The organism is Chitinophaga varians (assembly GCF_012641275.1).
GTDB lineage: Bacteria > Bacteroidota > Bacteroidia > Chitinophagales > Chitinophagaceae > Chitinophaga > Chitinophaga varians_A.
The window spans coordinates 989688-1014243 of record NZ_JABAIA010000001.1 but is presented as its reverse complement, the minus strand read 5'-3'; the positions used below and the strand labels follow the sequence as shown (position 1 = coordinate 1014243).

Below are 24556 nucleotides of genomic sequence, written 5' to 3'. Positions count from 1 at the left end.
CTAATGTTCGTTTTTAGGTTTGTCACTATTGTCCAGTACTGTGCGGGTGATAATGCTTCGTCGGCCCGCAGGTGTGATCACCATGGTTTTGAGTGTGATCGTTTTCCCTTTGGGAATGGTGATGGTGACTGGTCCGGTGTACAGATGGTCGTAATCTCCGGGCGGGCGGTTGTTCAGCGTGTAGTATATGCGGGCGTCCGGTACCGGTGGCTGTGTTACTTCAAACAGGTAAGTGCCGGTAGTAATAGTAGTATCCACATAGTTAAAAACTGCGGGCACGCGGTAGTTCATTCCTGCTTTGTCGAAACGCCCCAGGTGCGCCGGTAGTGCGGTATTAGCGAATCGCTGAATGTCTTTGTTCTCAGCGGTGGTCCATCCTGTCTCTGCCAGTGCCAGCATTCGTGGCAGCAGCATGTATTGCAGTTTGGATATATCAGGAATATGTTCTGTCCAGATACAGGCTTCAACGCCCATGATGTGTTGCAGCTCTTGCGCAGAGAGTGCCGGATAGGCGGGGTTGTATTGGTATGCTTTCCATGCAGGCGCATCGCCACCATGACTGGAAGGTTCCTGTTCGGAAGTACTCTGTGCATAGTCAAAGTAGAGGCCGTTGCCGCCCGGTGCCAGTATGATGTCCAGTCCTTTCCTGATCTGTTCCACAGCGCCTTTTTCTCCAAACCGGTTCATCACTGCAATATCTTCTTTGAGGTCACCTTCCGCGATTTCATCCCATGCGATCATTTTTTTGTTTTTTGATTGAATGATTTTATTCAGCCGGGAGATAAAATAACCTTGTAGGGCATGACTATCGCGGATATGGTGTTGCCGCATGAACTGATGTACGCTGCTGTCCTTTTCCCAGAAGGCTTTATAACATTCATCACCACCGATATGGATATACGGATAGGGAAACAATGCCGCCACCTCACCGAATACTTTGTCCAGAAACTGGTATACCCTTTCGTCGATGGGGTTCAGGGAATTATCTACATACATTTCAAAACCACCGCTGGGGAACCATTTGGCGAAACTACTGCCGGGGTTGACTTTGATGGCCGTGTCGCGTGTTACGCACAGCCATGGGTACGATGCAATGGCGGCCATGGAATGTCCCGGCACGTCTATTTCCGGCAGTATGTCAATGTGTCTTTCCGCTGCATAACGGATCACTTCTTTCACCTCTTCCTGCGTGTAAAATCCGCCATCGGTGGCTTTTTCGCCGGGTTGTGGCGGCAGGGTGTTGCCACTGAAATCTATCCGTGGCACACGCCAGGCGCCTACGCTTGTCAGTTCAGGCAGGCTTTTTATTTCCAGTCGCCAGCCCTGGTCATCTGTCAGGTGCCAGTGAAAACGGTTCAGTTTATAACGGGCCATCAAATCCAGCAACGCTTTGATCTGGCTGACGGTAAAAAAGTGCCGGGACACGTCCAGCATAAGGCCGCGGTAGCCGAAGCGGGGAGCGTCTTCTATGCTGACGCAGGGTATGTTGGCGATGTCGGCTGTGGGCGCCGGCAGCAGCTGCAATAAGGTTTGCATACCGTAGAACAGGCCGGCATCGCGACCGGTGAGCACGATGCTGTCGGGCGTTACGTCCAGGCGGTAGCCTTCTTTTGGCAACGTGGCAGCGTTGCGTTCCGTGATGATCAGTGCTGGTGTATTCGTTTTTCCGGTGGTGATTTTATGGTGAAACGGTAACTGGCCGGCAAGCAGCGCTACGGCGCGTTTATCCTGCACATCCGTGCGGATAGGCGTGTGGGCGCTAAAAGTAAAACTGCCGCTACCCTTTTTTACGGATTGCGGCATGGGTATCAGCGACTGGGCGAAGCTGCCTGCTATACTGCTACAGAGAAAGGTCACACAACATGCATATATCTTCAGGTACATTATTGATAATTGTCGTAAACGATTTTTATTTTATAGAAACACGCGCCATTGACGGTCCTGGAGCCTTGCCATTGGCCGCCGGCGGTGTAAAAATCAATGGTGCTGGTAGACCAGTTGTTGAGCGAACAACTGACCTGTGGCCGTGGGTTTTTGTTGGCATCAGGGCGTACCAGCACAATTTGTCCGCTGGGTTGGTTGCCTATGCCTTTTACAAAAGTGAGATTATTGGTCGGCGCCATGGTCAATGCTTTGGTACTTTTGTTAAACACATATTCGCCACCGTTGGTAGTCACCCACAGCAGATTCTTATTTCCGTAGTAAGCGCTTATTTCGTGGCCCCAGGCGGTCGGCAGGGTGACGCGGTATTGTTTTAATTCGGTTAATTCAGGCTGGGCATCGGTGCCTCCTACGGACAGTGCAGTGAGGATATGGGCGTTGTTGGACTGGTCCTGGCCGGTTACCCACAATACGTTGGTTTCCGGGTCCCATAGCACGGCATGTGCGGCGCCTAGTGGGAACTCGGCGTAAGTGGCGTTGTCAGCGCCCTGTGAAGCCGCATACACCCTGACCCAGTTGCCGTCGGATGCCGCCAGTGCAATATTGCCATTGGGCAGCAGTTCCGCGGAGTGGAGGTTGCCGCTGATCACTTTCGACCAAACGCGTTGCCCGGCAGGATAAGTGATGATGGCCGCCACGTTATTGTCGCTGATAACAGCAATGCCTTTGCGAAGTTTAAAGTCCGTGCCGCCGCTAAAGCGGTTGATCTCATCAACGCTGAAACCCAGTGTGGTGGTAGGTGACCAGCTCCATTTTTTTGCTTCGGCGGTATTCCAGTCGGTGACAGTGGGATCATAGATTTCCAGTTTCTTATTGGAACCATTGGTAAGCGCCAGTGGCAGTCCCGGATAAGGTTCCGGCTTTTGTACGGCTGGTGGGTCAACAGGGGGCGCTGTGGCCCCCTGTTTTTTACTGCAGGCGAACTGAAAAATAATCAGTGCGGCTGCAGTGGTGATCAATATGATTCTCTTCATGATATCAATAGTAATTTGGGTCGAAAGTTTTTGCTTTGTAGATAGCGGAACCGCTTACTGTACGCGAACCGGTAGCGTTTCCATTGGAAGCATTGTAGAAATTGACCACGGAAGTGCACCAGGAGTTGATAGTGCAACCGCTGCTGGGCCGTGTTTCCACCAGGGTGTTCTGTCCGGGCTGACTGCTGATGGCTTTCACAAAAGTTTGTTGGGCCGCTCCCGGCATACTGCTGAAAGTACCGTTGGACACATGGAAGATATATACGCCACCGTTAGTGGACAGCAGCAGCTGGTCGGGATTGTTCACATCGGCGGAGAGATCGTGGCCCCATGCAGAGGGTAACACGTTGTAGGTGACCAGCAACTCCAGCTTAGGATTGGTGGTACTGCCACCGGAGTTGGGCGTGTTATAACCGTATTTTCTCAGCTGATTGCCCAGCGCCCAGAGCACCTGGTGGGTATTGTCCCACAGCACTGCGTGTGCCGCAGGGAAATAGTATTGTGTATTAACGCCGTGGTTGGGCACCGGCTGTGAGGAAGAGTAAATGCGTATCCAGCCCTGTGGCCATTCTTTGCCGGCGCTGGCCACAACGCAGTTGCCGTCAGGCAGTATCTCCATTGCATGCAGGCTGGTGGTGTCATTAAATCCCATCACCCACAGTTTCTGCCCGCGTGTGCCCGTGCCCGTGTATCGGGCAATAGTGGCCAGCCGGTAGGAGGTGGCGGTGATCACCTGTGCGGTATTGTCGAAAATAGCGTTGTTCCGCACTTTGATATCGGTAGGTGCTTCCCAGAGGGGTATCTCACTGGTAGCATTATACGAAAGCGCGGTGGTGGGCATCCACGACCATTTGGCGGTAGTCCAGGAAGCATCCGCGGGATCGTACACTTCAATTTTTTTGGTAGCCTGATTGGTGATGGCTACCCAGCAGCAGGTGGCTTCGGTCTGTGCCTGCCGGCCATCTTCCGCTGTGGTTGTTTTGTTTTCGGGTTGTAGCTGTTCCTGCTGCCGTGAGCAGGAGAGGGTGAATAAAACCAATACTGACACTGTCCAATGAACACAGGAAGACTTAAGGCAGGGGTTTCCTGCCTTCATCATGATCTTTTTCATGTGGGTGAGTTTTAGTTAGTAACCAGGGTTTTGTGTGAGTTTATCATTCAGCAGCATCTCTGCGTTCGGGATGGGGAACAACAGCCTGTTTTGCGTGACGTTGTAACTTCCCGATTGAAGGTAGCTGTACTGTGCTTTTTGTTTCACGCCGAAGTCGTTCATCACAGTTATTGCGTTGCCTGTGCGTACCAGATCGAGCCAGCGTTTATTTTCGAAGGCCAGCTCCACTCTTCTTTCTTTCAGCAGCACTGTCTGTAATGCGGTCTGGTCTGTGGTGGTGATATTGTGCAGGGCATCGCCGAAGGCGCGTTGTCTGACCATGTTCAGGTATGTTAGCGCTTCGCCTGATTTGCCTTGCTGGTTGAGGCTTTCCGCCAGCAGGAGCAGTACTTCCGAATAACGGTAAACCGGCCAGTTGTCGTTGGTTTGATTGCCGATGGTATGCGCGTGCAGGAATTTCTTCGGGAACGGTCGTCCTACTTTGCCGGCGGGCGGTGTGTAGTTGACAGCGGACTTCACGGCGGTGGCAGTAAAGTCATCTGTGGCGTTGAAAGTGCCTTCTGCTATAGCAATGGAGGCATCGAGGCGTTGGTCGCCTGCTTCGAAAGCGCTGATCAGGTCTTGCGTGGGCGTATTAAAACCGCCGGTATTGGTGATGCTGTTGTAGTTAACGCCGGTCACTACGGTGGTGTTGGCCATGCGCGGCAGGAAGTTGTAAACAGAAGCGTCAACATTGGCCTGCGGTATAGCCAGGCCGGTGTTGAACTGTATTTCAAAGATGGACTCCTTGCCGTTTTTGTTGTTTAACTGGAACGCATCTCCGTAGTTTTGAAACAAAGAGTATCCCATGGCTGTCACTTGTTTCAACGCAGCTTCTGCCTGGTCGTATTTTTTCAGGCTAAGGTATACGTCGCCGAGCAGCGTGAGTGCGGCGCCTTTGGTAGCGCGGCCGGTCTGCGGAAACGTTGTGGCAGACAGTTTGGTGGCGGCATCGGTGGCATCGGCAACGATCAGGTCATATACTTCCTGCACAGAGGCACGCGGAATATAAGTCTCCTCACGGGTAAGCGGCGCCCGTTTGTAAATGGGCAGTCCGCCGTAGAAACGCACCAGGTCGAAATAAGCGAGGGCGCGGATAAATTTTACCTGCCCTACAATGGAATTACGTGCTGATTCGGACAGCTGGATGTCATCAATATGGTCCATGATCACATTAACGGCGGAAATGGCATTGAAACCGGCATTCCATTTCCCGGGTGTCTGGTTGTTGTATTTATCATCCAGGAAATCCGCCACGTTATAGCGGTTCACGGTAGCTACCGCCTGATCGGAAGATTTATAATCGTAATGGGTGTTATCGGACCGCATTTCTCCCATCACCCACGCGCTTTTGTTATTATAAAGACCGCGCAGCTGGTTATAGGCGCCGTTGACAGCGAGATCAAAATCGTTCTGGTTTTTGAAATAACTCCCCAGCGTGGTCCTGTTGGGATCGTTTTCGCTAAGGAACTTTTTACAGGACGTTGCTGCCAGACTCAGTGTGACTAATATATAACAGGAAATCTTTTTCATTTTTGCTGATTTTTAAAGGCCAAGGTTCAAACCAAACGTGAAGGTCCGTTGCAGTGGATAAGCCCCCAGGTCTTGCCCCTGCTGTGTTACATATGCCAGTCCGCCGGCGCTTACTTCCGGGTTGCCGGGATAGCTGGTGAAGATGTACACGTTTTGAGCGGAAGCGTATATCCTTAAACTTTTGATAGCAGGTGTTCTGAATTTCGTCAGCGTATATCCCAGCGCGATATTATTGATGGTGAGATGTGAAGCATCGTGAATAAACAGTGTATTGTCTGTACGGTAGGCGGCGGTGGTGTTGGCTAAGGTCCTTGCTACGCGGCCATTTCCGGGATTGTCTTCCGAGCGCCAGCGATCGAGCAGTTCGGGCGGGCCATTGAACACACCGTCCAGGTTGTAGGTGCTTTCCTGCATACCATTTTTCAGCTTGTTGCCATAAGTGCCTGAGATGGCAATGCTCATATCGAAATGTTGGTACTGGAAGGTGTTTGTTAAACCAAAAATGAACTTCGGATTAGGATCGCCAATGACGGTCTGGTCTTCAGGGAAAGTGATTTTACCATCGCCGTTCAGGTCTTTGAACCGTACGGTGCCGGCCTGGGAGAGGGTAGTGGTGCCAGTTCCGTAATATTTAGGCCCGGCATCGGCTTCTGCCTGGTTTTTGAAGATGCCGTCAAAGATGTAACCGTAGAACTGTCCTACAGGTTTGCCTACCAGTGTGCGGTAGTCGGTGAACTCTGACAAGGTGGTAGTAGGATTGTCCGCGAAAGAAATGTTGTTGAGACCGATCCGTTTAACCACATTTCTGTTGAAAGAGATGTTAAAGTCGGTGTTCCATTTAAATTTGCCCACCATGTTTTTGGTGCTGACGATAATTTCATGTCCCCACTGGCTGATATCGCCGAGGTTGTCCTGCACGGTAGAAAACCCGGATGACTGAGGAACGGGCAATATAAACAACAGTCCTGCCGTCAGTTTATTGTAGTAGTCATAAGTCAGATTGACCCTTCCGTCAAACAACCCGATGTCAATGCCGGCGTCAAACTGCCGGTTACGTTCCCAGGAAAGGCTTTGGTTGCCCAGGCTGTTTTGCACTTTGCCCGGAGCGAGGCCACCAGGAAAAACATAGTTGGCGTTTCCTATGCCGGCCACTGTAGTATAGTTGCCGATCTCGTTCATGCCTGTCAAACCGTAGGTGGCCCTTACTTTCAGGAGGCTCAGCACAGGCATGTTTTTAAGGAAAGATTCATCGCTTACGATCCAGCTTGCACCTACAGACGGGAAGGTGCCCCATTTGTTCTGGTCACCGAAACGGGAGGAGCCATCTCTTCTGATGGTGGCCTGTAACATGTAGCGGTCTTTATAGCTATAGTTCAAACGGCCAAGGAGGGATGCCATTGTCCAGGCGGCGGCGCTGGAGGTGTTGGTAGTGAAGCGGGTAGCGGCGCTGAGGTAGGGAATGCTGTTGTCCGGGTAGTCGCGGCCTACCACATCACTGGCAAACCCGGTGGACCGCTGTATGGTAAAACCGCCTAATAAGTCCAGTGAATGGTCTTTACCAAACTGTTGGCGGTAGTTCAGTGTATTTTCGTTGAGCCAGGAGTAATCGTTGTTAACGCTGGTTTCGCCCAGGGCGGAGTTGTTGCCCGGCGGCGCGTTCTCAATAGGCAGGGCATTGAAGCCGCCGATAGAAGTAGAAGGGATAAACCTGTTGCGGGTCATGCTGGAGATATCGGTGCTGCCGGATGTGCGGAAGGTGAGGTGGTCTGTCAGTTTTACTTCGGTGAATATGTTGGCGAGTAAACGCAGGCGGTTGGCATCGTCTTTTATTTCGAGCAACTGACGCAGCGGGTTGGCCCATACAAACTGGTTGGTGAAGCCTGAGATGCCCAGTGCCAGTGAACCGTCAGGATTGTAAGGAGAGCCCATGGTCGGCATCATGGAGGCGGACGCAAAAATGGCCCGTTGTCCGTCCACGTTAAAGCCAGCGCCCTGGCGGTTGTTGTGTTCCAGTTGCAGGGACGGTGCTACGCCCACGCCGATTTTTATTCTTTTGGACGGGTTGAAATCGCCGTTCACGCGCAGGGCGAAACGTTTGTAGCCGGTGTTGAGCAAAATGCCCTGTTGATCAAAATAGCCACCCACCACGCTGACAGCGGCTTTCTCATTGCCGGCGCTGACGGACAGGCTGTAATTTTGCACCGGTGCGTTTCTGGTGAGTACGCTGAACCAGTCGGTGCCTTTGCCGTATTGTTCCGGGTTTTGATATACTGCGGGGATGCCGCCGGTATAACCTTCGTACTTGATTTTGTCTTCATAAAAACCTTTCATGTAGGTGGCCAGCTGAGTGGCGTTCATGACAGGTGGTATCAGTTCCCGCATCAGCGAGGCGGTGCCGTAATAGGAGTTGAAATTGATTTGTGTAGCGCCGGCTTTGCCTCTTTTGGTGGTGATTATCACTACGCCGTTGGCCGCGCGGGAGCCGTACAACGCCGTAGAGGAGGCATCTTTCAATACGGTGAAAGATTCTATCTCGTCCGGGTTGATGTTATTGATAGCATCGGGATTGCCCGTCATAGGCTGCCCGTCCACTACTATCAGTGGCCGCACGCTGGACGTGAGGGAGGCGGCGCCGCGGATGCGGAGGTCCATTCCCTGTCCTGGCCTGCCGGTGGTTTGCGCTACCTGTACGCCAGGCAGTTTGCCCTGTAATCTTTCCGCGAAAGTGCCGGTGGGCTGGTCTTTGATATCAACGGCCGACAGTTTGGCCACGGAGCCTACTATTTCGCGGGTGCTTTGTTTACCATAGGCCACCACTACTTCATTCAGCTGCGACGAGGTTTGTTCCAGCTGCACATTGATAACAGTCTGCCCATTAACAGCCACTTCCTTGGGTGTATAGCCCATGTAGTTGAATAACAATATCCCGCCTGCATCAGGCACAGTGAGTGTATAAGTGCCATCAGCCAGGGTGGTGGTGCCGGCTTGTGAGCCTTTAAGCCTGACGGCCACCCCGGGCAGGGGGTGGTTGTTCACGTCCGTTACGCGGCCTTTGATGGTAATGGAGATAACCGTTGTTGTTGTTGTTGTTGTTCGGGTGATGACGATCGTATTCTGATGAATAGCATAGGTATAGGGCTGATGGGCGAAACACTGTTTCAGCACATCTTCCACGCTGGCATTGGTAGCTTGTATCTCTACCGGTTTGGCGTCTTGCAGGATATCAACGTTCCATAATACGTTGTAGGCAGTTTGTTTGCGAATCTGACGGAATACATCGCGGAGGGAGATTTGTTTGGCAGATAATGTCACCTTTTGTGCATAGCTGGTGGCACTGACTTCCAATAACGCTGTGATCATTAAAACGACGGTCAGTTTCATTATCAACAGAATTTTTTTGCACGTGACGCCGGCTCTGTCAGGGCGCACGACAGGTATGTAAAATTTCATTACATTTGGATGTTTGTGTTTAATAAAAACTGTGATGACAGTAGCGATTGAAACTTGTTTTTCACAGGTAAGCTCAAACCGGCCGGGGGTGCGGGAACACTCCCGGTTTTTTATAGCTGCCTGTGTGTGCAGGTGTTTTATGGCATAACGATGATCCTCCTTCCATTGGTTTTAAAGTGAACAGTACCGGTTAATTCCAGCATATTTAATACTTCGGACACATTTTTTGAACGGGACAGGCTACCACCGATAGCTTTGCGGGAAACATCGCCCTGATAGGTGATTTCCACGTCGTACCAGCGACTGATCTGTCGCATGATGCTTTCTACTTTTTCGTTGTCAAATATGAAGTAGCCGTTTTTCCAGGCTATGGCTGATTCTGTGTCGCCATCGGCGGTATGCAGCCTGCCGGTGGTTTTGTTTAAGATGGCTTCTTTGCCAGGCGCCAGCAGCGCGTTGGACGGGCCATAGTCCACTTTTACGGCGCCTTCCAGCAGGGTGACGGTATTTTGTTGTTCATCGGGATAAGCGTTGATATTGAAGTGTGTGCCCAGTACTTTCACCGTCATAGGCGTTTCGGAGCCGGTGGTGGTTGTCACCAGGAAAGGCCTGGCTTTATCTTTGGCCACTTCAAAATAAGCTTCACCAGTGAGCGTAACGTTCCTTTCGTTGCCGGCGAAAGAAGCCGGAAAACGCAGCGAGGAACCGGCATTGAGCCATACTTTAGTGCCGTCCTGCAGGGTTATCTGGTACTGGCCGCCATAGGGCGTGGTAAGGGTATTGTAAACCACAGCGGAGGCGCCGTTGTCTGTTACCTGGTAGGAGAGCCGGCCACTATCTGTTTTATTGACGGAGGCATTGCCCTGCCGCGATATGACGCCATTCTGTACCTCCTCCAGTACCACCTTGTCGCCGTTGGCAAGTGTGAGCACGGCCTTGTTACCGCCGGGACCGATATCTTTAGAGGCCAGTGTTGTATTGGCCGGATGTGCAGGGGCATGTACCTGCGCGAAGTAATAATATCCGGCGAAACCCAGTAACAGCAGCACTGCTGCGGCGGCCGAAAGGTAGTATGCCATTCGCTTACGGCGGACCGGCGGCGCTGCCGGTATATTGATTTGCCGGCCCAGGCGCGTCAGCATACGCAGGCGCACCTGTTCTTCCTCATCTGCATTGTCAGACACCCATTCGATATCCGTTTGATTATGTTCCTGGTACCAGGCCATGAGCGCAGCCTCTTCTGCCGGCGTAATACTGCCGTCGAGGTATTTTTCAATGAGTTGATGTATGTTGTCCTTCAACGTGTAAGGTTTATCGTTATACAGAGATGTACCACAAGTATTGTTTTACCCTTAGTGGGTGACATAATTTTATTGTATAAAGAATTGCGCCAGCAGGAGCAACCACAGACAGGGCCGGTTCAGTTTCAGCTTCAGTACCTTTAAAGCCTTGGTGAGATGGGCTTCCGCGGTTTTTCCCGCGATGCCCAGCTGGTTCGCTATCTCGGGTATCGTCAGGCCTTCCGTTCTGCTCAGGCGGAATACCAGCCGGCATTGCGAAGGCAATGTTTCCACGATGTTGTTAATTTGTTGCTGTAGCAGCCTGGTATAGATTTTTTCTTCTTCCTGTGTGGACACTATCGTGGCGGTGGTCTGTTCTATGATGGCTGTTCTTCGTTTCTGCCGCAGGTACTGTTTAAAGACAGATAACTTCACGGCGGTGGCCAGGTAAGCTTCAATATTATCAATATCTTTTTTATGGCGTCTGTTCCAAAGGCCGATGAATACTTCCTGTACAATTTCTTCCGCAAGTGTTTTGTCCCTGCAATGATGATAGGCGATGGCCAGCAATGTTTTCCAGTAACGGTTATAAATTTCGGCAAAAGCGTGCCCGTTGTCCCTGCGCAGGGACATCATGATATCGGCGTCTGATGGTGGCCGGCGTTCTTTCATGTGACAGACCGGTCTCCCTCACCAGGCTTGTTGGCATAACTGTATACATCTTTCCCGCGGCGGGTAGATACGCTGTTGTTCATAACATGGATGGATGGTTACAAGAGTATGTACCATAAGGGTGGCCTTTACCCTTAGTGCCGGTAGAAATTTTTTTGGGGCCTTTTACATCAGGGCTTTGATAAGGAGGAGTACCCAGATATAGGGGCGGTTCAGCCTGAGTTTTAGCACTTTCAGGGCTTTGGTGAGATGCGCTTCTGCTGTTTTCTCTGCAATGCCCATCCGGAGGGCCACTTCAGGGATAGTAAGCCCTTCTTCTCTGCTGAGTTTAAATACGAGGCGGCATTTTTCCGGTAACACTTCCACTACGCCATTGATCTGTTGTTGCAGGAAACGGGTGTAGATCTGTTCTTCATCGAAGGACGAAGTATCTGTAACGGCTACCTGTTCTTTGATCTCGTCTCTGCGTTTTTGCCGTACCAGTTGTTTGAAAACGGATAATTTCACGGCTGTGGCCAGGTAGGCATTTACGTTGTCGATGTACAGCTCGTTACGTCTGTTCCACAGGCTGATAAACACTTCCTGCACAATTTCCTCTGCCATGGTTTTATCCCTGCTATGGAGATAAGCGATGGCCAGCAGTTGTTTCCAGTAACGGTTATAGATTTCAGTGAACGCGCCACTATTGCCCTCTCGCAGGGACATTATCAGGTCAGCGTCAGATGGTGGCTCGTACCGGGTCATTATGATTGATGTGGTACGCAACGTTATAAAAATAAATTCAGATTTTATATCAGAACAGGAAAAGATAATAATAAGGAAACAACATACCGGAAATCAAATATGATAAATTGATTTGTTTAATAATTTTTTGTATTTTAGATAAACAGAATATTGATCAGATTAACCCATGTCTTTATGTTTGTTTTTCCAAGTTATATCCGAACCCGAACGTGAACCCGAACATGACTACTGCTAACGCTATTTTCTCCTTTTTCCCAGGGTTGAAACCTCGGGCTACAGTTTGATTCAGGCTGTTTAGTGATTTGAATTCAAGATGCCCGGCCAGGGTGTTTTTGGGTTTAGGTACATTAAAACGTGCTGAATACAAGGAGCCTGTTATGATATTATTCCAAAAGTTTATGGTGCTGAACAACCCGCCCATGGCCATGTCCTTTGACTAAAGACAGGGAGGATTTACTATTAAATGTTATGAAAATGAAAACGAAAAAACCCTCATTGACCAAAAAACTGATGATCAACAAATCCACTATCGTTGCGCTGACAGACCAGAAAGACCAGTTAAAGGGACGCATTTCCTACCATACCTTCATCAATTGTGATGATGAAGCCCGCAGGAATGGCCAGTTCTGTTAAGAACGATTTTTTATTCCCAGGGCTTCAGCCCTGGGAATGCATTTATAATATCTCCACATATCCATCCGTTCCGTTTACGCGTATCCGTTGGCCGTCTTTGATCAGCCGCGTGGCGTTTTCCACGGCCACTACGGCCGGGAGGCCATATTCCCGGGCAATCACTGCGCCATGGGTCATCACCCCGCCGACTTCCGTGACCAGCCCTTTGATGGACACGAACAATGGTGTCCAGCTGGGATCGGTGTAGGCAGTGACGAGGATGTCGCCTTCTTCCAGGTTGGCATCGGCCATATTGAGGATAACGCGGGCGCGTCCTTCTATGATACCGGCGGAAACCGGTGTTCCAACGATGGCGCCTGGCGGCAGGTTTTCCCGTTTGTAACTGCCGTTAATGATTTCGCCGTCAGAAGTGATCATCCGTGGCGGTGTCAGTTTTTCAAATAGTTTATACTCTTCTTTTCGTTGACGGATAAGTTCGTCATCTACCTGCCGGCTGCGTACCACTTCGCGGAATTCCTGGAAAGTAAGATAATAGACATCTTCTTTTTCGCGGATAACGTTGGCCTGTACCAGTTGTTCCGCTTCTTTCAGCAAAGCCTGTTTATAGATAAAGTAGCGGTTCACCAGCGTGTATTTGGGGTACTCGCGGTAGCCGAGGAAGTTGCGCATCAGGCTGATCTTTTGTTGCGTTTCAGCGGCTTTTTGTTCTCCGTCGGGCAGGGACTTTAACCGTTGCAATAGTTCCTGTTCTTTTTGTAAGGCTTCCTGTTTGCCCTGTTCAAACTTCCGGATACCGGCGCCTGGCTCAAAGTTGCGGATGTTACTGAGAATAAGAGGGACGAGATTGAGCGGCTTTTCAATCCAGCGGGTTTTAGTGATGTCGATTTCTCCCACGCAGCGCATGCCATATTTCTGAAGATATGCTGTGATAGCGTCGTGGGCTTCCTGCCCGCCTTTCAACTGCGGTAACAGGTCCAGGAAATTGTCGGCGGTTGTTTGTTGCAGATAGGCCACCACTTCCGGGTAGGGACGGATCACGTCTGCTACGTCCAGCAGGGCCAGTCCCATTTCAGATGTGATGTTGTTGGGAACGGATTGGGAGAGTGTGCCTGCAACGCCTTTCTCGCCCAGCCATTCTTCTATATGTTCATTGATCCAGAATAGGGCCTCCACGGCGGCTATGACCACCCGCAGGCTTTTGGACTCAAAAGTGATTTTTCTGGATTGCTGTACATCTTCCGGGATAAAATCAAATAACTCCAGTCCTGATTTGGTTTGAATGTTTTGTTTTAATAGTTCGATCGAAGATCGGCTGTTGGCGATGAGTTCAGCAGTAATGGCCGGGTCGTTTTCCAGTGGCGGCTGTCCTTCGCTGGTAGGGAGAGGACGTTCCGTTTTATTGTCCGGCAATGGTTTGATGAAACCTTCCCGCCCCATGACGATGGTAAGGGCATCTCTGGTCAGTGGATCGGATTTGCCCAGTGTGTTCATAATGGCTTCCCTTCCCGATGGTGTTGCGAGGAAGTTGGAAATATCGATGAACAGTCTTCCGCCGGCGGGGTACATACGCCCTGATGTGGCCATCAGGAAAAAGGATAAGCCCAGTGGTTTCATGGCGTCGGTCATCATCTGGTTATGGCCAACTGACGCATATACGTGATTTTCGTTGTCCGGCGCCTGGGGTACCGGGTATAAAGTGGTGATAGGCCTGCTCTGTACGATATACCATGTGTCGTTGGCAAGACACCATTCGATGTCTTGCGGACTGCCGAAATGCGCTTCAATTTTTCTTCCAAGGCGACCGAGTGTCAGCACTTGCTGGTCTGTCAGCGATGCCTGCTGCTGCTGTTCCGGCGTGAGTGGCTGTGTATGTGTACCGCCGTTTTCAGCGGGAAGGACAGCCAGTTGTTTGTTCGATATTTTCCGGTCGATGATCCGGTCTTCGCGGACTTTGTAGTTGTCTGCGTTGACGAGGCCGGAGACCAGGGCTTCGCCCAGTCCGAAGCTGGCGTCGACGGAGAGCACTTTCCTGTTGGACGTTACCGGGTCTGCGGTGAACAGGATGCCCGATACTTTCGGGAAAATCATTTGTTGTACCACGACCGCCAAGCTTACTTTGCTTTGGTCAATTCCCTGTTGTAAGCGGTAGGTGACAGCCCTGTCTGTGTACAACGATGCCCAGCACCGGCTGATATGTTGCAGGATGGCGGTTTTGCCGGTGATGTTCAGATAGGTGTCCTGCTGGCCGGCGAAAGAGGCCGTAGGCAAGTCTTCCGCCGTGGCGCTGGAGCGTACGGCATAGGCTTTGTCCTCGCCCAGTAAATGAAGATGGTCCGCCACTGCTGCGGCAATATCCTCCGGGATGGCGATGCTTTCGATGGTAGCGCGGACGCGGGCGCTGATGTCACTGATGTTCTTCCTGTCATCTGCCTGCAGCAGGGCCAGCTGGTTTAGTAATGCCTGCAACGTTGCCTGGTGGCTGATCGCTGCCTGGTAGGCGGCTGTGGTGACACAAAAGCCAGGAGGCACCTGTATCCCTTCTATGCGGCATAGTTCCCCAAGGTTGGCGCCTTTGCCACCGGCCTGGGCCACCATCGTTTTATCTATTTCCTGAAAGTCGAGTATGTAGGCGCACATAATATTTATTGATTGAGTTTAGTAGTGGTTTCCTGCATGATTTCAATTGCCTGGGAAAAATAGCGTTCAATGACTTTAGCTTCTTTTTCGGAGAACGAAGCGGTCAATTTTTCCGATTTGCTCCGGAAATCCTTGTACAGCGGTTCAAACAGCGCCATGATAAGCCTGGTGTTAGGCTCAATGAGCACTTTTCTCCGGTCGCCTTCCGCAAATTTTCTCTTTACCAGGTCCTTTTTTTCGAACCGGTCAATCAGACCGGTGATAGCGCCGGTAGTGAGGCCGGTCAGTGTTGCCAGGTCGCCGGCTGTCATTTCGCCCCGTTCCAGCAGGAAGCCGAGGTATTTATGGTCAGTGCCGGAAAGCCCGGCTTTGCGGGCCACGGCTTCATGCATTTGCAGCGCGGTGTAAGCATATGCCTGGGTCAATTTTCTGATCTGTTTAATAATGTCCTGCTCCATTTTTATATCTTATTAAGTAAATATCTTAGTTGCTAAGATAAATTGTCTGGCGATAGTATCCAAATAAATTCCGGCTGAAAAAAGCCTGCGGCCGGGCGCGATAATCGTATAGGCATGCTACTCAGGACTCACGGCTGATGAGCCTGGCTGAAGAATTATTCGCATTTGTTGGTGGTAAGTCCGCAAATGATGCCCTATATGCCGCGGATGTCAATCGCCGTTTAAACTTCCGGTTTCTTTCCTCATTTTTGGGGGTATAAGATGGCAGTCGTAAAAAAAATGTTGTCCGGGTTGTGGAAATGGTGGGTAAAGGAGCATCCTATGGTTGGAAGAAGCTTCCAAAGCGAACAGCAAAACAAGATTTTCATCAATTAGCCGGTAACGGTACGGTATAAACTACTTTATGATGATCAGACAAATATGTTTAATCCTTTTAAGTTCAGGTTGTATGGCACAAGCGAAACCACAGGCGTCAGCAGATACCAGCTGGCTGCGTCCATCCTATGATCACGTTATCATGATTGAGGACAAGCATGTAGCGGAAGCCGCAGGCAATTACCTGGTGGACATTCCACTGGAAGAACATCCTGATTCAAACTATGTGTTTTTGGTGAACGCGCACATCCCGGTAGAGATGTTTAAAGCGACCAATACTTTTTATCCTTCGATTAAAGAATTGACGCTGATTGTGCCGGACTGGGAGTATTATCATAAAGTGGCCGAAGCTGCCACCCGGAATAACATGTGCGCGGAACCTGTCACCACCAATATTTATTATCATATCCGCAGAAATGAGGGGACCATGACGGTGGACAGTGTCCGTGTTGCGGGCGAGCAGCCGAAGCTGGAATTCGTTACTCCGCGCATACCTGAAGATACCCTGGTGGTATACCGGACAGAAAGTTTAGGGTCCGCTTGTTGCCCGCAAGATCCGCAATGGAAGCGGGGTGCCGAAAACGCCGCCATGATAAAGAATTTTGAACGGCAGCATAAAGTGGCCATCACCGACACCTACCGCCAGAATTCCGGCAAGGAAGGGGAGCATACCGATTACTACACATTACCCGGCCTTACTCGCCAACAACGGCTGGATTTTATATTAGCCAGGCGTTGGCAATGGATTGTCAACAAGGAAACAAAAAACATCGTGTTCAAGCCCCAGTTTTTTACGCCCACGCTGGTACCCGTTGTAAAAGAGGGTTTCAGGGCCATGAGGAAAGCAACTGCTGACGAATAAAAAACTTACGCAGGGTGATAGGTACGTGCAATAATTCCTCCGGGGAATACCTTCGTATTTACCAGTTTCAGGTCCAGTTCTTTAGAAAGGCCGTTGAATATCGGAAGTCCTGTGCCCAATGCTACGGGATGTGTCACCAAATGATATTCGTCTATAAGGCCGGTTGTTATGAGGCTCCGCATGAACCCTGCACCTCCGTGCGCTAAGATGGGTTTTCCCGGTTCAGCTTTGAGTGCTTTGATGTTTTCGGCGAGATCACCGCTGAAAATCCGGGCTTCGGCCCAGGATATTGCGGCAGGTGATTGTACCTCGTTGGCCACCACTCCACTGCCTGCATCATATTGCCTGGCGCTTTCCACAGCGTTGGTGGTACGTGAAGGGTCAAAACCTGCGACCCCTTTTTGGGTAAAGAAGGCTTTGGGTATCTCGTTCATCGGCCTTGCAATGGGAAGAGGCGAAGTGGGCCAATAAGATGCCATATCATGAAAGCTCTTACTGCCCATAATATGCAGCCCTGCCGATTCGCAAAGCCCGATCACCCAGGCTGTTGATGTTTCATCCGCAGACTTGAAGAGCCAGTCTAGCCTGCCATTGGAGGAGGCGACAAACCCGTCGACAGACATAGACATTTTCATCATTAGTTTTCGCATGATCAAAGGATTTATACACCAAATGTAAGGCGGCCGTTTAAAACACAAGAGGGGCCGCTACGACAATCCCCGGGTTGATTACGACATTTTTTCCGGTTGATACAATACTTGTCTGCAAAGGGTTTGATGACTGCTTTAGTTTGATTAACTTTAACAGGGAACGCCTTATGCCCTACTTTGATGCAATGTTTGCCATCGGCCATCTTAGCGCCCTACATAAAGAATTATACCGTTGTGACGATTGAGGAAGATCTCGATAACGAGGTGTTTTATCCCAGCGGGTATATCGATCTTGTTATAAATCTGTCCGGGGCCGCTGCCACGATCATTAATGGCAGAAAAAAAGACACGCCTTCCATAGAACTGTTGGGACATCTTACCCTGCCCACCAGGGTGACGGTTACCAAAGGCACCACCGTGTTGATAGCACGCATTTATCCACATGCCGGCGCCTTGTTTTTTTCCAACCCGCTGGCCGAATTCACCAATTATGCCACCGACCTGTACGATGTGCGTTCACGGGAGCACCGGGAACTATACAGCCGGATCATGGAAGCCGGTACTATTTATGATAAAATCAGGGTGTTGGAGCAGTTCCTGCTGGAACAATTAAAACAGCATGAAAAGCAGTTGAAGAAAGTGACTGTTGTACAACAGCTCTCTCAATTTTTTTTATTGGGAGATGATAAACTGGATTTGCCCGCTGTTGCCCGTAAATCCGGTATATCAGAGAGATATATCCAGAAACTCTGCCTGCAGCATGTGGGTCTCAGTCCGGCTGCGCTGGTGGCCGTGGTGCGGTTCAACAGAAGCCTGCGGCTGGTGTTGGATACCCCGGCGTCACTGACCGCAGTGGCCTATGACGCCGGGTATTATGACCAGGCGCATTTTATCAAAGAATTCAGAAAATTTACCGGTATCACGCCTTCTGAGGCGCGGCAGCGGCTGATCAAAAACGATGCAGCCTTTCAGCAGGCGGTGAACATCGGTTTTTAGTTTATTTCGCCGGGTGGTTGCTGCTGAACATGTCACGGTGCATCTTCCAGCCGTTGGCCGTTTTTTTCCAGATGACGATTACTTTGCCGTCATCCATTTTATTGCCTTTCATATCGGTCAGTTCGTAATGGCTTTCTTCCGTAACGGTTGTTTGTCCGTCGCCGTACAGGTGCAGGATGGTGAATTTGCTGTTGACTTTCGGACCGTCTTTAAAGAACTTCACAATATTGTCTTTTCCGCATACCGGCGCTGCATTGGGCGGATACAAACACGCATCGTCGGTATACCTTGTCAGGATAGAGCCATCGTTTTTATTGGCTAAATCGGAGTAAATGGCGTTGCTGGCTTCTATCGCCTTTCTGGCTGCTTTTAGCGGTTGATCTTCAGACTGGCCGTTGGCCGCGGAAAAAGCGAGGGCCATCAGGCTGAGCATAAGGAATTGTTTCATCTGTTTTTTCTGCAAAACAAATGGTTTTGGAGGGCGTGAAATTGTAAAATTGCGAACAACGGGGTTATTCCGGGGAGATAAACATCAAATAACGACATATGTGAGCTTTTTGCATTTAATAATAAAATCCGATTCTGGATTTTCCACTAATTCGTGGTTAAACATTAACGGAAAAAATCGAAAGTTATTTCATCGTTATTATGATTAAGCATTGCAGCATTAATCGCTACAGAGGAAGTATTCCTGTTTTCAATAAACCGAAAGCATGTCACTTCTTCAAAGACTAATTTAACCTTCTCCCATTCAAAGTCATTTTCACTATTCATACAATTAATAAGAATTTCAATTTTTCCTTTGCCGGAAGCTGAATGGACATTGCTCTCAAAAGAAAAGCTAAGAAGCAAGGCATCGGCGAAATGCCCGTATTTTCTAGTTATTTCGGTTATCATATCTTTAATCTTTACTGTCCTAAAGTACGGCATAGTTTATATTAGACGGAATGGCAAGATATGCCTTTAGCACCAAACTAAAAGGGGCATGGTTTTCATGCAAGTGGCCACTACCCAGGTTTCCTGGAATGGACATAACATGTCCATGTCCTGAAGAGAGTTTACCATGTTTCCCAAAATCAACCAGATAGCTAACTTTACGAAGACATCTGCGGAACATGTATACCACCAATTTTATCGAAGCCTTCCATCGGCAGCTGCGCGCCGTCATAAAATCAAAAGGCGCCTTCCAATCGGAAGGCGCCTTGATGAAACTCTTATTTCTCGTCCATGAGAATATCTGCGCCAAATAGAGCAAGCCAGTAGACAACTGGAATCAGACATTGGGACAATTGTCCATTATATTTGATGATAGATTAAACCTAGTCTTTAACTCTATTTATACACTTTATGTATACTACCATGTTTACTTTGAAGCTGCCGGTTTTTCGTAGTAGATCTTATAGCGCTTATTATCAATTACACTGTTGATCACCTCAAAAAGACCATCAAGGTCTTTCTGATAAAAATTTGACACGTCGATCGTTTTATTTTTTGTTCCAATTTTTAATTCAATTCTTTTCTGATCCCCATCTTCTACAAATTGATTAATATACGCTGATTTTAATGTGTCAATATCGAAAGTACTAAGATAGTTACATAAGCTTTGTTGCTCCACTTTTGTTAGTGCTTTACTAAATATCTTTTTGTTGGTGTCACCCACTACACCTCCGATAAATTCAATTGAAAGACTATCATTGTTGATCTTGTAATAATCTGTATATGCTTTGGAAGGATGTGCATTCCAGACGCATATCCGATACTTGGTATTGCATTCCTGCGGCTGTTTAATATCGCAAGCGACTAATAAAAAAAAGATCGTAGTTAAAAAAAGTCTCATATTAAGGTAGTATTCTGTGTGGAATCTTTTGTTCATCGCGAATGATGTTTTCAAATACTCTTGTCTTAGCTTCTTCTTTGCTGAGTTCTTTACCCTGTACCTCGGGGTCTGATTTTCCTGATGCCTTTCTATCCCTCTGTCCTGTCATCATATTCTGGCCATGCTTCATCTCATGTCCAAGCGCTATTGCAGTAGGCCTTTGCCGACTACCATTAACGTCGGTTCCTCCTTCTGTATCATAAGGGCTATATAAAATAAGGACATCAGACCCTTTGCCTTTTGTTCCATCTGATTTAAGGTCGGCTTCAGGATTGTCGTCTACGGCAGTTGTCTTATTCTCATAGATAGCTTCCTGTATCCATGCTGTCTTTGACGAATTTATTAAAGATCTCACTAATTCAGTTCCCACCGGTCTATTAGAGGTATTTAACATGTTGAAAGATGCACCTTCCCCGTTTTTTATTGACAAAGCAGCATCTTGTGAATTGGCAAAAACTACTTTCCCGCTAGGAAGTAAAGCCAATCTGTCGTTTGTAAGTTTTTGCAGATCTGCGAACGCCCTTTCCATGAATCGTGCATCTCCCTTTAAAATAATATCCGAAGGCCCCATTCCATCCGGGTCAGTAAATCTTATTGGGTTGTCAAATGCATAATTATATGGAGAGTGCCTACGCATCTCATCAGCCAAGGGGTCTAATACCTGCCATCTTCCTATTTGTGGATCATACATCCTCGCCCCATAATCATACCACTCCAATCCACATCCATCTTCAAACTCCTTACTTTGTAGCTCTTTTCCATTATATCTCATCTTATTCTCCGCATAGCCACCTCCCTTCAACGCATTTGAACTAATGCCCGCCATCGTCAATCCAAACGGATAATAATGCGTCTCTTCCAGTACCGGTCCGGAAGCTTGTGTCACCACTAAATTATCAAAGAACACGTCCTGCTGTGACTCATTGCTGGTGTATACATACAGAAAGCCGTTTTTCGTGATGGGCATTCTGTCTGTACCGAGGGTTTGCAGTTGATCTGCCTCACCGCTCACCTGTTTAACACCGCTGTTCTGGTCGACTAATTTAAACTGATCATCGAACAATACAAAATTGAGATAAGCTTTCGGTTTACCTTCCGGCTGAGACGGGCTCTTCTCTTTGAGCCGCTGGTAGTTGTTGTTGTAGAAGCTGATGTTGAAAGGCGTACCGTTGTTTCCTGAGGCGAAGCCGTGCTGACTGCCGCCTTCAGCTTGTCCGCCGAAAGCCTGCACCAGGCCAGCTACCATGTCTTCTGCGGGAGGAGGTGCGTTTTTCGCAACCGGGCCTTGTGATTTATAAAAGGCGCGGGCATTTACCTGGATGGTATCGCCGGCCATTACACGGAGCACCAGTGACGGCCCGATTTTATTCCCGCCGGGGTTGGCGTTTAACTTGGCCACGGCAGCGTTTTTGCTGTCTATGTCGTCATTAGGATAGCCTGCTGGCTTGGGTACACGGGTTTCGTTCACATTGCTGAACAGCGCCGTTTCAACCGCGGCACGGGCATTTTCCATGGTAGCGGCATACATGGTGAAATCTGTCTGTTCCGTCAGCAGCATACGTATATTGCCCAGATGGTCCTTAACGAAATAGTCGTATTTGTAGTCCAGCGGAGCACCAGCTTTAACGATGGTGCGGATACGGCCTTCTTCGTGACTGATGATGCGTAAGGTATCATTGGTATACTGAAATGCGCCGGTATAATCGGTAACAGTGGTCTTTCCCTGGCCGGATTGGTCCACGACTTTCTTCCTCAATTTATTTCCGCCGGCATCGTAAGTGTAGGTGATGTATCCCTTCCCTGTCACAACGATGCTGTCGGGAAGATTGAGATGATTATAGTAGATGGTCAGCTGTTTGTTCTGATCAAGGATCTGGTTGCCATTACGGTCATAGGCGTAATCCGGGGATTCATCGTTTTGTTTCTCCCGGAAATCGCCCAGCAGGGTATTGGGATTATTCTGTTTATCTGTAACGAAAGATAGTTTGTTGCTGTTGGGAAGATAGCCATATTTCAGGCTGTCAATCATCTTGACAGCGCCTCCTTCCATACCTTTCTGGCTCATGGACAGGATATTTCCATTGGCATCGTAGGTCAGATTGCTGACAGAGAAGTCCATTTTCGTTTTCGTCCAGGAGGTAGTTCCTTCCAGCTGACTGAAGTCGGCTGCGGTCACGCGATTAGCCTGATCATATTGATAACCAAACGCCCGCGCCAGTCCATCTGAGCGGCTTTTCCATTTTGCGCCGGCGATGTTGCCGTTGAACTGCTTACCGGTAAATCCGTAGTCATAGCTGAGCTCCTGGCCAAACCAGTTGTCACTTGTCTTTCCGGTGGCGAACTTTCTGTTAATGCCCTTTAACCAGCCGCGGATATTGTATTCATATTCGAGCGTTTCCAGCTGTCCGCCGGCGGTGACGCCAAGGCGCTTGGTTTTCATCAGCCCCAGCTCATTGTAGCTGTTGGCTACAATAGTTCGTTGCCAAGCCGGGTTGTCATTAATCTGTTTGATGATCTCATCCACCCGGCCTGCATGGTCGTAGTGCATCATGGTGAGCACTTTGGTTTCAGGTGTAGCGCTGCTCTGCTTGTTCCGGTGGGATACGTAGGTGCTCAGTACTTTTCCGCTGAAATCGTACATCATAGTGTTTACATCCTGTCCGCCGCTCAGATTGTCGCTGATAGTTTGTATCAGCCGGTTGTCATCATCGTAGTAGTTAGTGGTGGTCAGCCAGGTGTCAGTGCCTAAAACGCGTATGCGTGTTCCCGTTACCATTCCTTCAGCGAGCGTGTTGACCCGGATGGGCTGTGCATAAAGATTGCTGCCTGCCTGTGGCTTGCTGAAGTCTTCTGTGACTGCGGCTTTCTGGCCATCATTGGAATAATGGTCATAAAAAGTGAAGGTAAGCGGCGTTAACGCAGCCGGGGATATGTCGGGCAGCGGGTTAGTCACCGGTAGGTAGATCGTACCGGTTGATAAAGACGGATTGATCTGAAAATCCAGATTGTCCCCATTGCCAGAATCAAATTCGGGCTCGATGGTAATGCTTTCCCGTGCTTCATAAAGTTGCCGGTCGTTTGTTTTAACCACAAGGTGGGTTATTCCCGGAAAATCATATTGAACACTGCCGGCGCCGATGGAGGTGTTCAGCTTCTGTTGCAGTACCTCCCTGCTATAGGTGTTGGTATCGGCTGTGTACAATGCTGTTTCCACAACACGATTAAGGCCATCATAAAAAGACAGCAGCCATTGCTGTTTGCTTTTCAGGTTGCCGTCACGTGTCAATACCAGCCGGTCACGGATATCATATACCATTTCCACGGGGGTGGCGCCCGGGACTTTCTTTACAATTACCCGGTTACGTTCATCGTACTGATACTGGAAACAAAGCTCGGCGGCTACAGGCGAGAGGTCCCAGCTGCCGTTGATAAGCTGCGTGGGCCGGGGAGGTATGACAAACCGCAGGTTGCCGGAGTTGTCATACACGTAGTAGGTGCTGAGCCAGTCGTTGCCCAGTTGTACCTTCTTCAGTATTTGCCGGCCGTCTTTATCTGTAAAGGTGACGGTGGTCTGCCCCTGTTCATCGTAGGCGATATGTTTGTAGAGTTGTTTGGCTGCATAAGTGCCCGGGCTCACAGGTACGGCCTGGTCATCTGCTATCGTCCAGATGCGCACGGCATCTTCAGCGGTATTAGCGGCAAAATCTTGTCCTGTGGGGTGATTGCCGCCGGTTTGGGCCCAGCTGTTACCAGGGCTGTAAGTTTTTAGTACACGGTTCAGCGGAGAGCGTTCAAATTCAGTCTCGCTATAGTATACGGTTTCACCGGCTGTGCCGGGGTTTAAAGCCTCGTTCAGGTAAAAGTTCTTCTGGTCCGCAAATGGATTCAGCTTGAACTTACCGTCGCTGGTATTGCCGGTTTGGGCGGCATAAGGCAGGTATTTTAGTTTTTCCCGCCCCATCATGTCGTACAAAAACATGGACACGATGTCCTTTCCGGAACCACTCATTTGTTTGTTGACCGTTTGCAAGGGCCGGCCGATGGCATCAAAATATTGTGTGGTCAATTTCACTTCTGACGCCGGACGTGCGGCGTTGGCCACCTCTGCCGGATTGGTCAGTGGCATAGCGGGTTCCCAGCTGCAGATATAGTTCCGCAGGATACTGTCATACCCGGCTGCCGGCCATAGCGGCGCCGCTTCCGGTTGTTTGGCGGTTTCCACCGGTACGTTCTGCGCGGAAGCTATCTCACAGATGGTAAGTATAGGGATAACCAGTTTTATGATCAGGTTAACTGATTTGTTGAATTTCATATTGTATAGTATG

The 24556-nt window shown here is 49.4% G+C and carries 18 protein-coding genes; 3 read left to right on the top strand and 15 right to left on the bottom strand.

Annotation, left to right across the window (positions count from 1 at the left end; all coding sequences use genetic code 11):
- The 8 genes from HGH92_RS04095 to HGH92_RS04060 form a co-directional block, all read right to left on the bottom strand.
- A complete protein-coding gene (locus tag HGH92_RS04095) occupies positions 1 to 1884 on the bottom strand; it encodes a beta-N-acetylhexosaminidase (RefSeq protein WP_168869477.1) in 1884 nt (627 codons plus the stop codon).
- Complete coding sequence (locus HGH92_RS04090) at positions 1884 to 2915, bottom strand: DUF6528 family protein (protein ID WP_168869476.1); 1032 nt, start codon at positions 2913 to 2915, stop codon at positions 1884 to 1886. The genes HGH92_RS04095 and HGH92_RS04090 overlap by 1 nt, the downstream gene beginning before the upstream one ends.
- 4 nt (positions 2916 to 2919) lie before the next feature.
- Positions 2920 to 4026 carry a hypothetical protein gene (locus HGH92_RS04085; protein WP_168869475.1) on the bottom strand — a complete coding sequence of 369 codons (1107 nt, stop codon included), beginning with the start codon at positions 4024 to 4026 and terminating at the stop codon, positions 2920 to 2922.
- Positions 4027 to 4041: 15 nt separating this feature from the next.
- A complete protein-coding gene (locus HGH92_RS04080; protein ID WP_168869474.1) occupies positions 4042 to 5598 on the bottom strand; it encodes a RagB/SusD family nutrient uptake outer membrane protein in 1557 nt (518 codons plus the stop codon).
- 12 nt (positions 5599 to 5610) lie between these two features.
- The gene (locus HGH92_RS04075) at positions 5611 to 8979 is read right to left on the bottom strand and encodes a SusC/RagA family TonB-linked outer membrane protein (protein ID WP_168869473.1); all 3369 of its coding nucleotides are present in this window, start codon (positions 8977 to 8979) and stop codon (positions 5611 to 5613) included.
- Positions 8980 to 9185: 206 nt separating this feature from the next.
- The gene (locus HGH92_RS04070) at positions 9186 to 10349 is read right to left on the bottom strand and encodes a FecR family protein (RefSeq protein WP_168869472.1); all 1164 of its coding nucleotides are present in this window, start codon (positions 10347 to 10349) and stop codon (positions 9186 to 9188) included.
- Positions 10350 to 10418: 69 nt separating this feature from the next.
- A complete protein-coding gene (locus tag HGH92_RS04065; RefSeq protein WP_168869471.1) occupies positions 10419 to 11000 on the bottom strand; it encodes an RNA polymerase sigma-70 factor in 582 nt (193 codons plus the stop codon).
- Between the two features lie 165 nt (positions 11001 to 11165).
- The gene (locus HGH92_RS04060; RefSeq protein ID WP_168869470.1) at positions 11166 to 11744 is read right to left on the bottom strand and encodes an RNA polymerase sigma-70 factor; all 579 of its coding nucleotides are present in this window, start codon (positions 11742 to 11744) and stop codon (positions 11166 to 11168) included.
- Positions 11745 to 12218: 474 nt separating this feature from the next.
- Here HGH92_RS04060 and HGH92_RS04055 point away from each other — a divergent pair, with 474 nt between their 5' ends.
- Positions 12219 to 12377: a class I lanthipeptide gene (locus HGH92_RS04055; RefSeq protein WP_168869469.1), complete on the top strand. Its 159-nt coding sequence runs from the start codon at positions 12219 to 12221 to the stop codon at positions 12375 to 12377.
- Between the two features lie 42 nt (positions 12378 to 12419).
- Here HGH92_RS04055 and ppsA read toward each other — a convergent pair whose 3' ends face one another.
- Both ppsA and HGH92_RS04045 read right to left on the bottom strand, forming a co-directional pair.
- A complete protein-coding gene (gene ppsA / locus HGH92_RS04050; RefSeq protein WP_168869468.1) occupies positions 12420 to 15014 on the bottom strand; it encodes a phosphoenolpyruvate synthase in 2595 nt (864 codons plus the stop codon).
- A 5-nt stretch (positions 15015 to 15019) separates the two neighbouring features.
- The gene (locus HGH92_RS04045) at positions 15020 to 15472 is read right to left on the bottom strand and encodes a MarR family winged helix-turn-helix transcriptional regulator (RefSeq protein ID WP_168869467.1); all 453 of its coding nucleotides are present in this window, start codon (positions 15470 to 15472) and stop codon (positions 15020 to 15022) included.
- Between the two features lie 448 nt (positions 15473 to 15920).
- Between HGH92_RS04045 and HGH92_RS04040 the strand changes: the two genes are divergently transcribed.
- A complete protein-coding gene (locus HGH92_RS04040) occupies positions 15921 to 16709 on the top strand; it encodes a hypothetical protein (protein ID WP_168869466.1) in 789 nt (262 codons plus the stop codon).
- A gap of 5 nt (positions 16710 to 16714) precedes the next feature.
- Here the strand turns inward: HGH92_RS04040 and HGH92_RS04035 are convergent, their stop codons facing one another.
- Positions 16715 to 17359, bottom strand: coding sequence for a dihydrofolate reductase family protein (locus HGH92_RS04035; RefSeq protein ID WP_168869465.1), 645 nt, complete (start codon positions 17357 to 17359; stop codon positions 16715 to 16717).
- A gap of 180 nt (positions 17360 to 17539) precedes the next feature.
- On the opposite strand from HGH92_RS04035, the gene HGH92_RS34135 reads away from it, so the two are divergent.
- On the top strand, positions 17540 to 18355 hold the full coding sequence (locus tag HGH92_RS34135; protein WP_168869464.1) for a helix-turn-helix domain-containing protein: 816 nt from the start codon (positions 17540 to 17542) through the stop codon (positions 18353 to 18355).
- 1 nt (position 18356) lies between these two features.
- Here the strand turns inward: HGH92_RS34135 and HGH92_RS04025 are convergent, their stop codons facing one another.
- The 4 genes from HGH92_RS04025 to HGH92_RS04010 all read right to left on the bottom strand — a co-directional run bounded on the left by HGH92_RS04025 (position 18357) and on the right by HGH92_RS04010 (position 24543).
- Positions 18357 to 18803: a YybH family protein gene (locus tag HGH92_RS04025; protein WP_211092532.1), complete on the bottom strand. Its 447-nt coding sequence runs from the start codon at positions 18801 to 18803 to the stop codon at positions 18357 to 18359.
- A 164-nt stretch (positions 18804 to 18967) separates the two neighbouring features.
- Positions 18968 to 19252 (bottom strand): hypothetical protein, encoded by a 285-nt coding sequence (locus tag HGH92_RS04020; protein WP_168869463.1) that lies wholly within the window; start codon positions 19250 to 19252, stop codon positions 18968 to 18970.
- Positions 19253 to 19718: 466 nt separating this feature from the next.
- Positions 19719 to 20192, bottom strand: a complete 474-nt coding sequence (locus HGH92_RS04015; RefSeq protein ID WP_168869462.1) for a hypothetical protein — start codon at positions 20190 to 20192, stop codon at positions 19719 to 19721.
- A gap of 1 nt (position 20193) precedes the next feature.
- Positions 20194 to 24543 carry a DUF6443 domain-containing protein gene (locus HGH92_RS04010; protein WP_168869461.1) on the bottom strand — a complete coding sequence of 1450 codons (4350 nt, stop codon included), beginning with the start codon at positions 24541 to 24543 and terminating at the stop codon, positions 20194 to 20196.
- Positions 24544 to 24556: the final 13 nt, after the last annotated feature.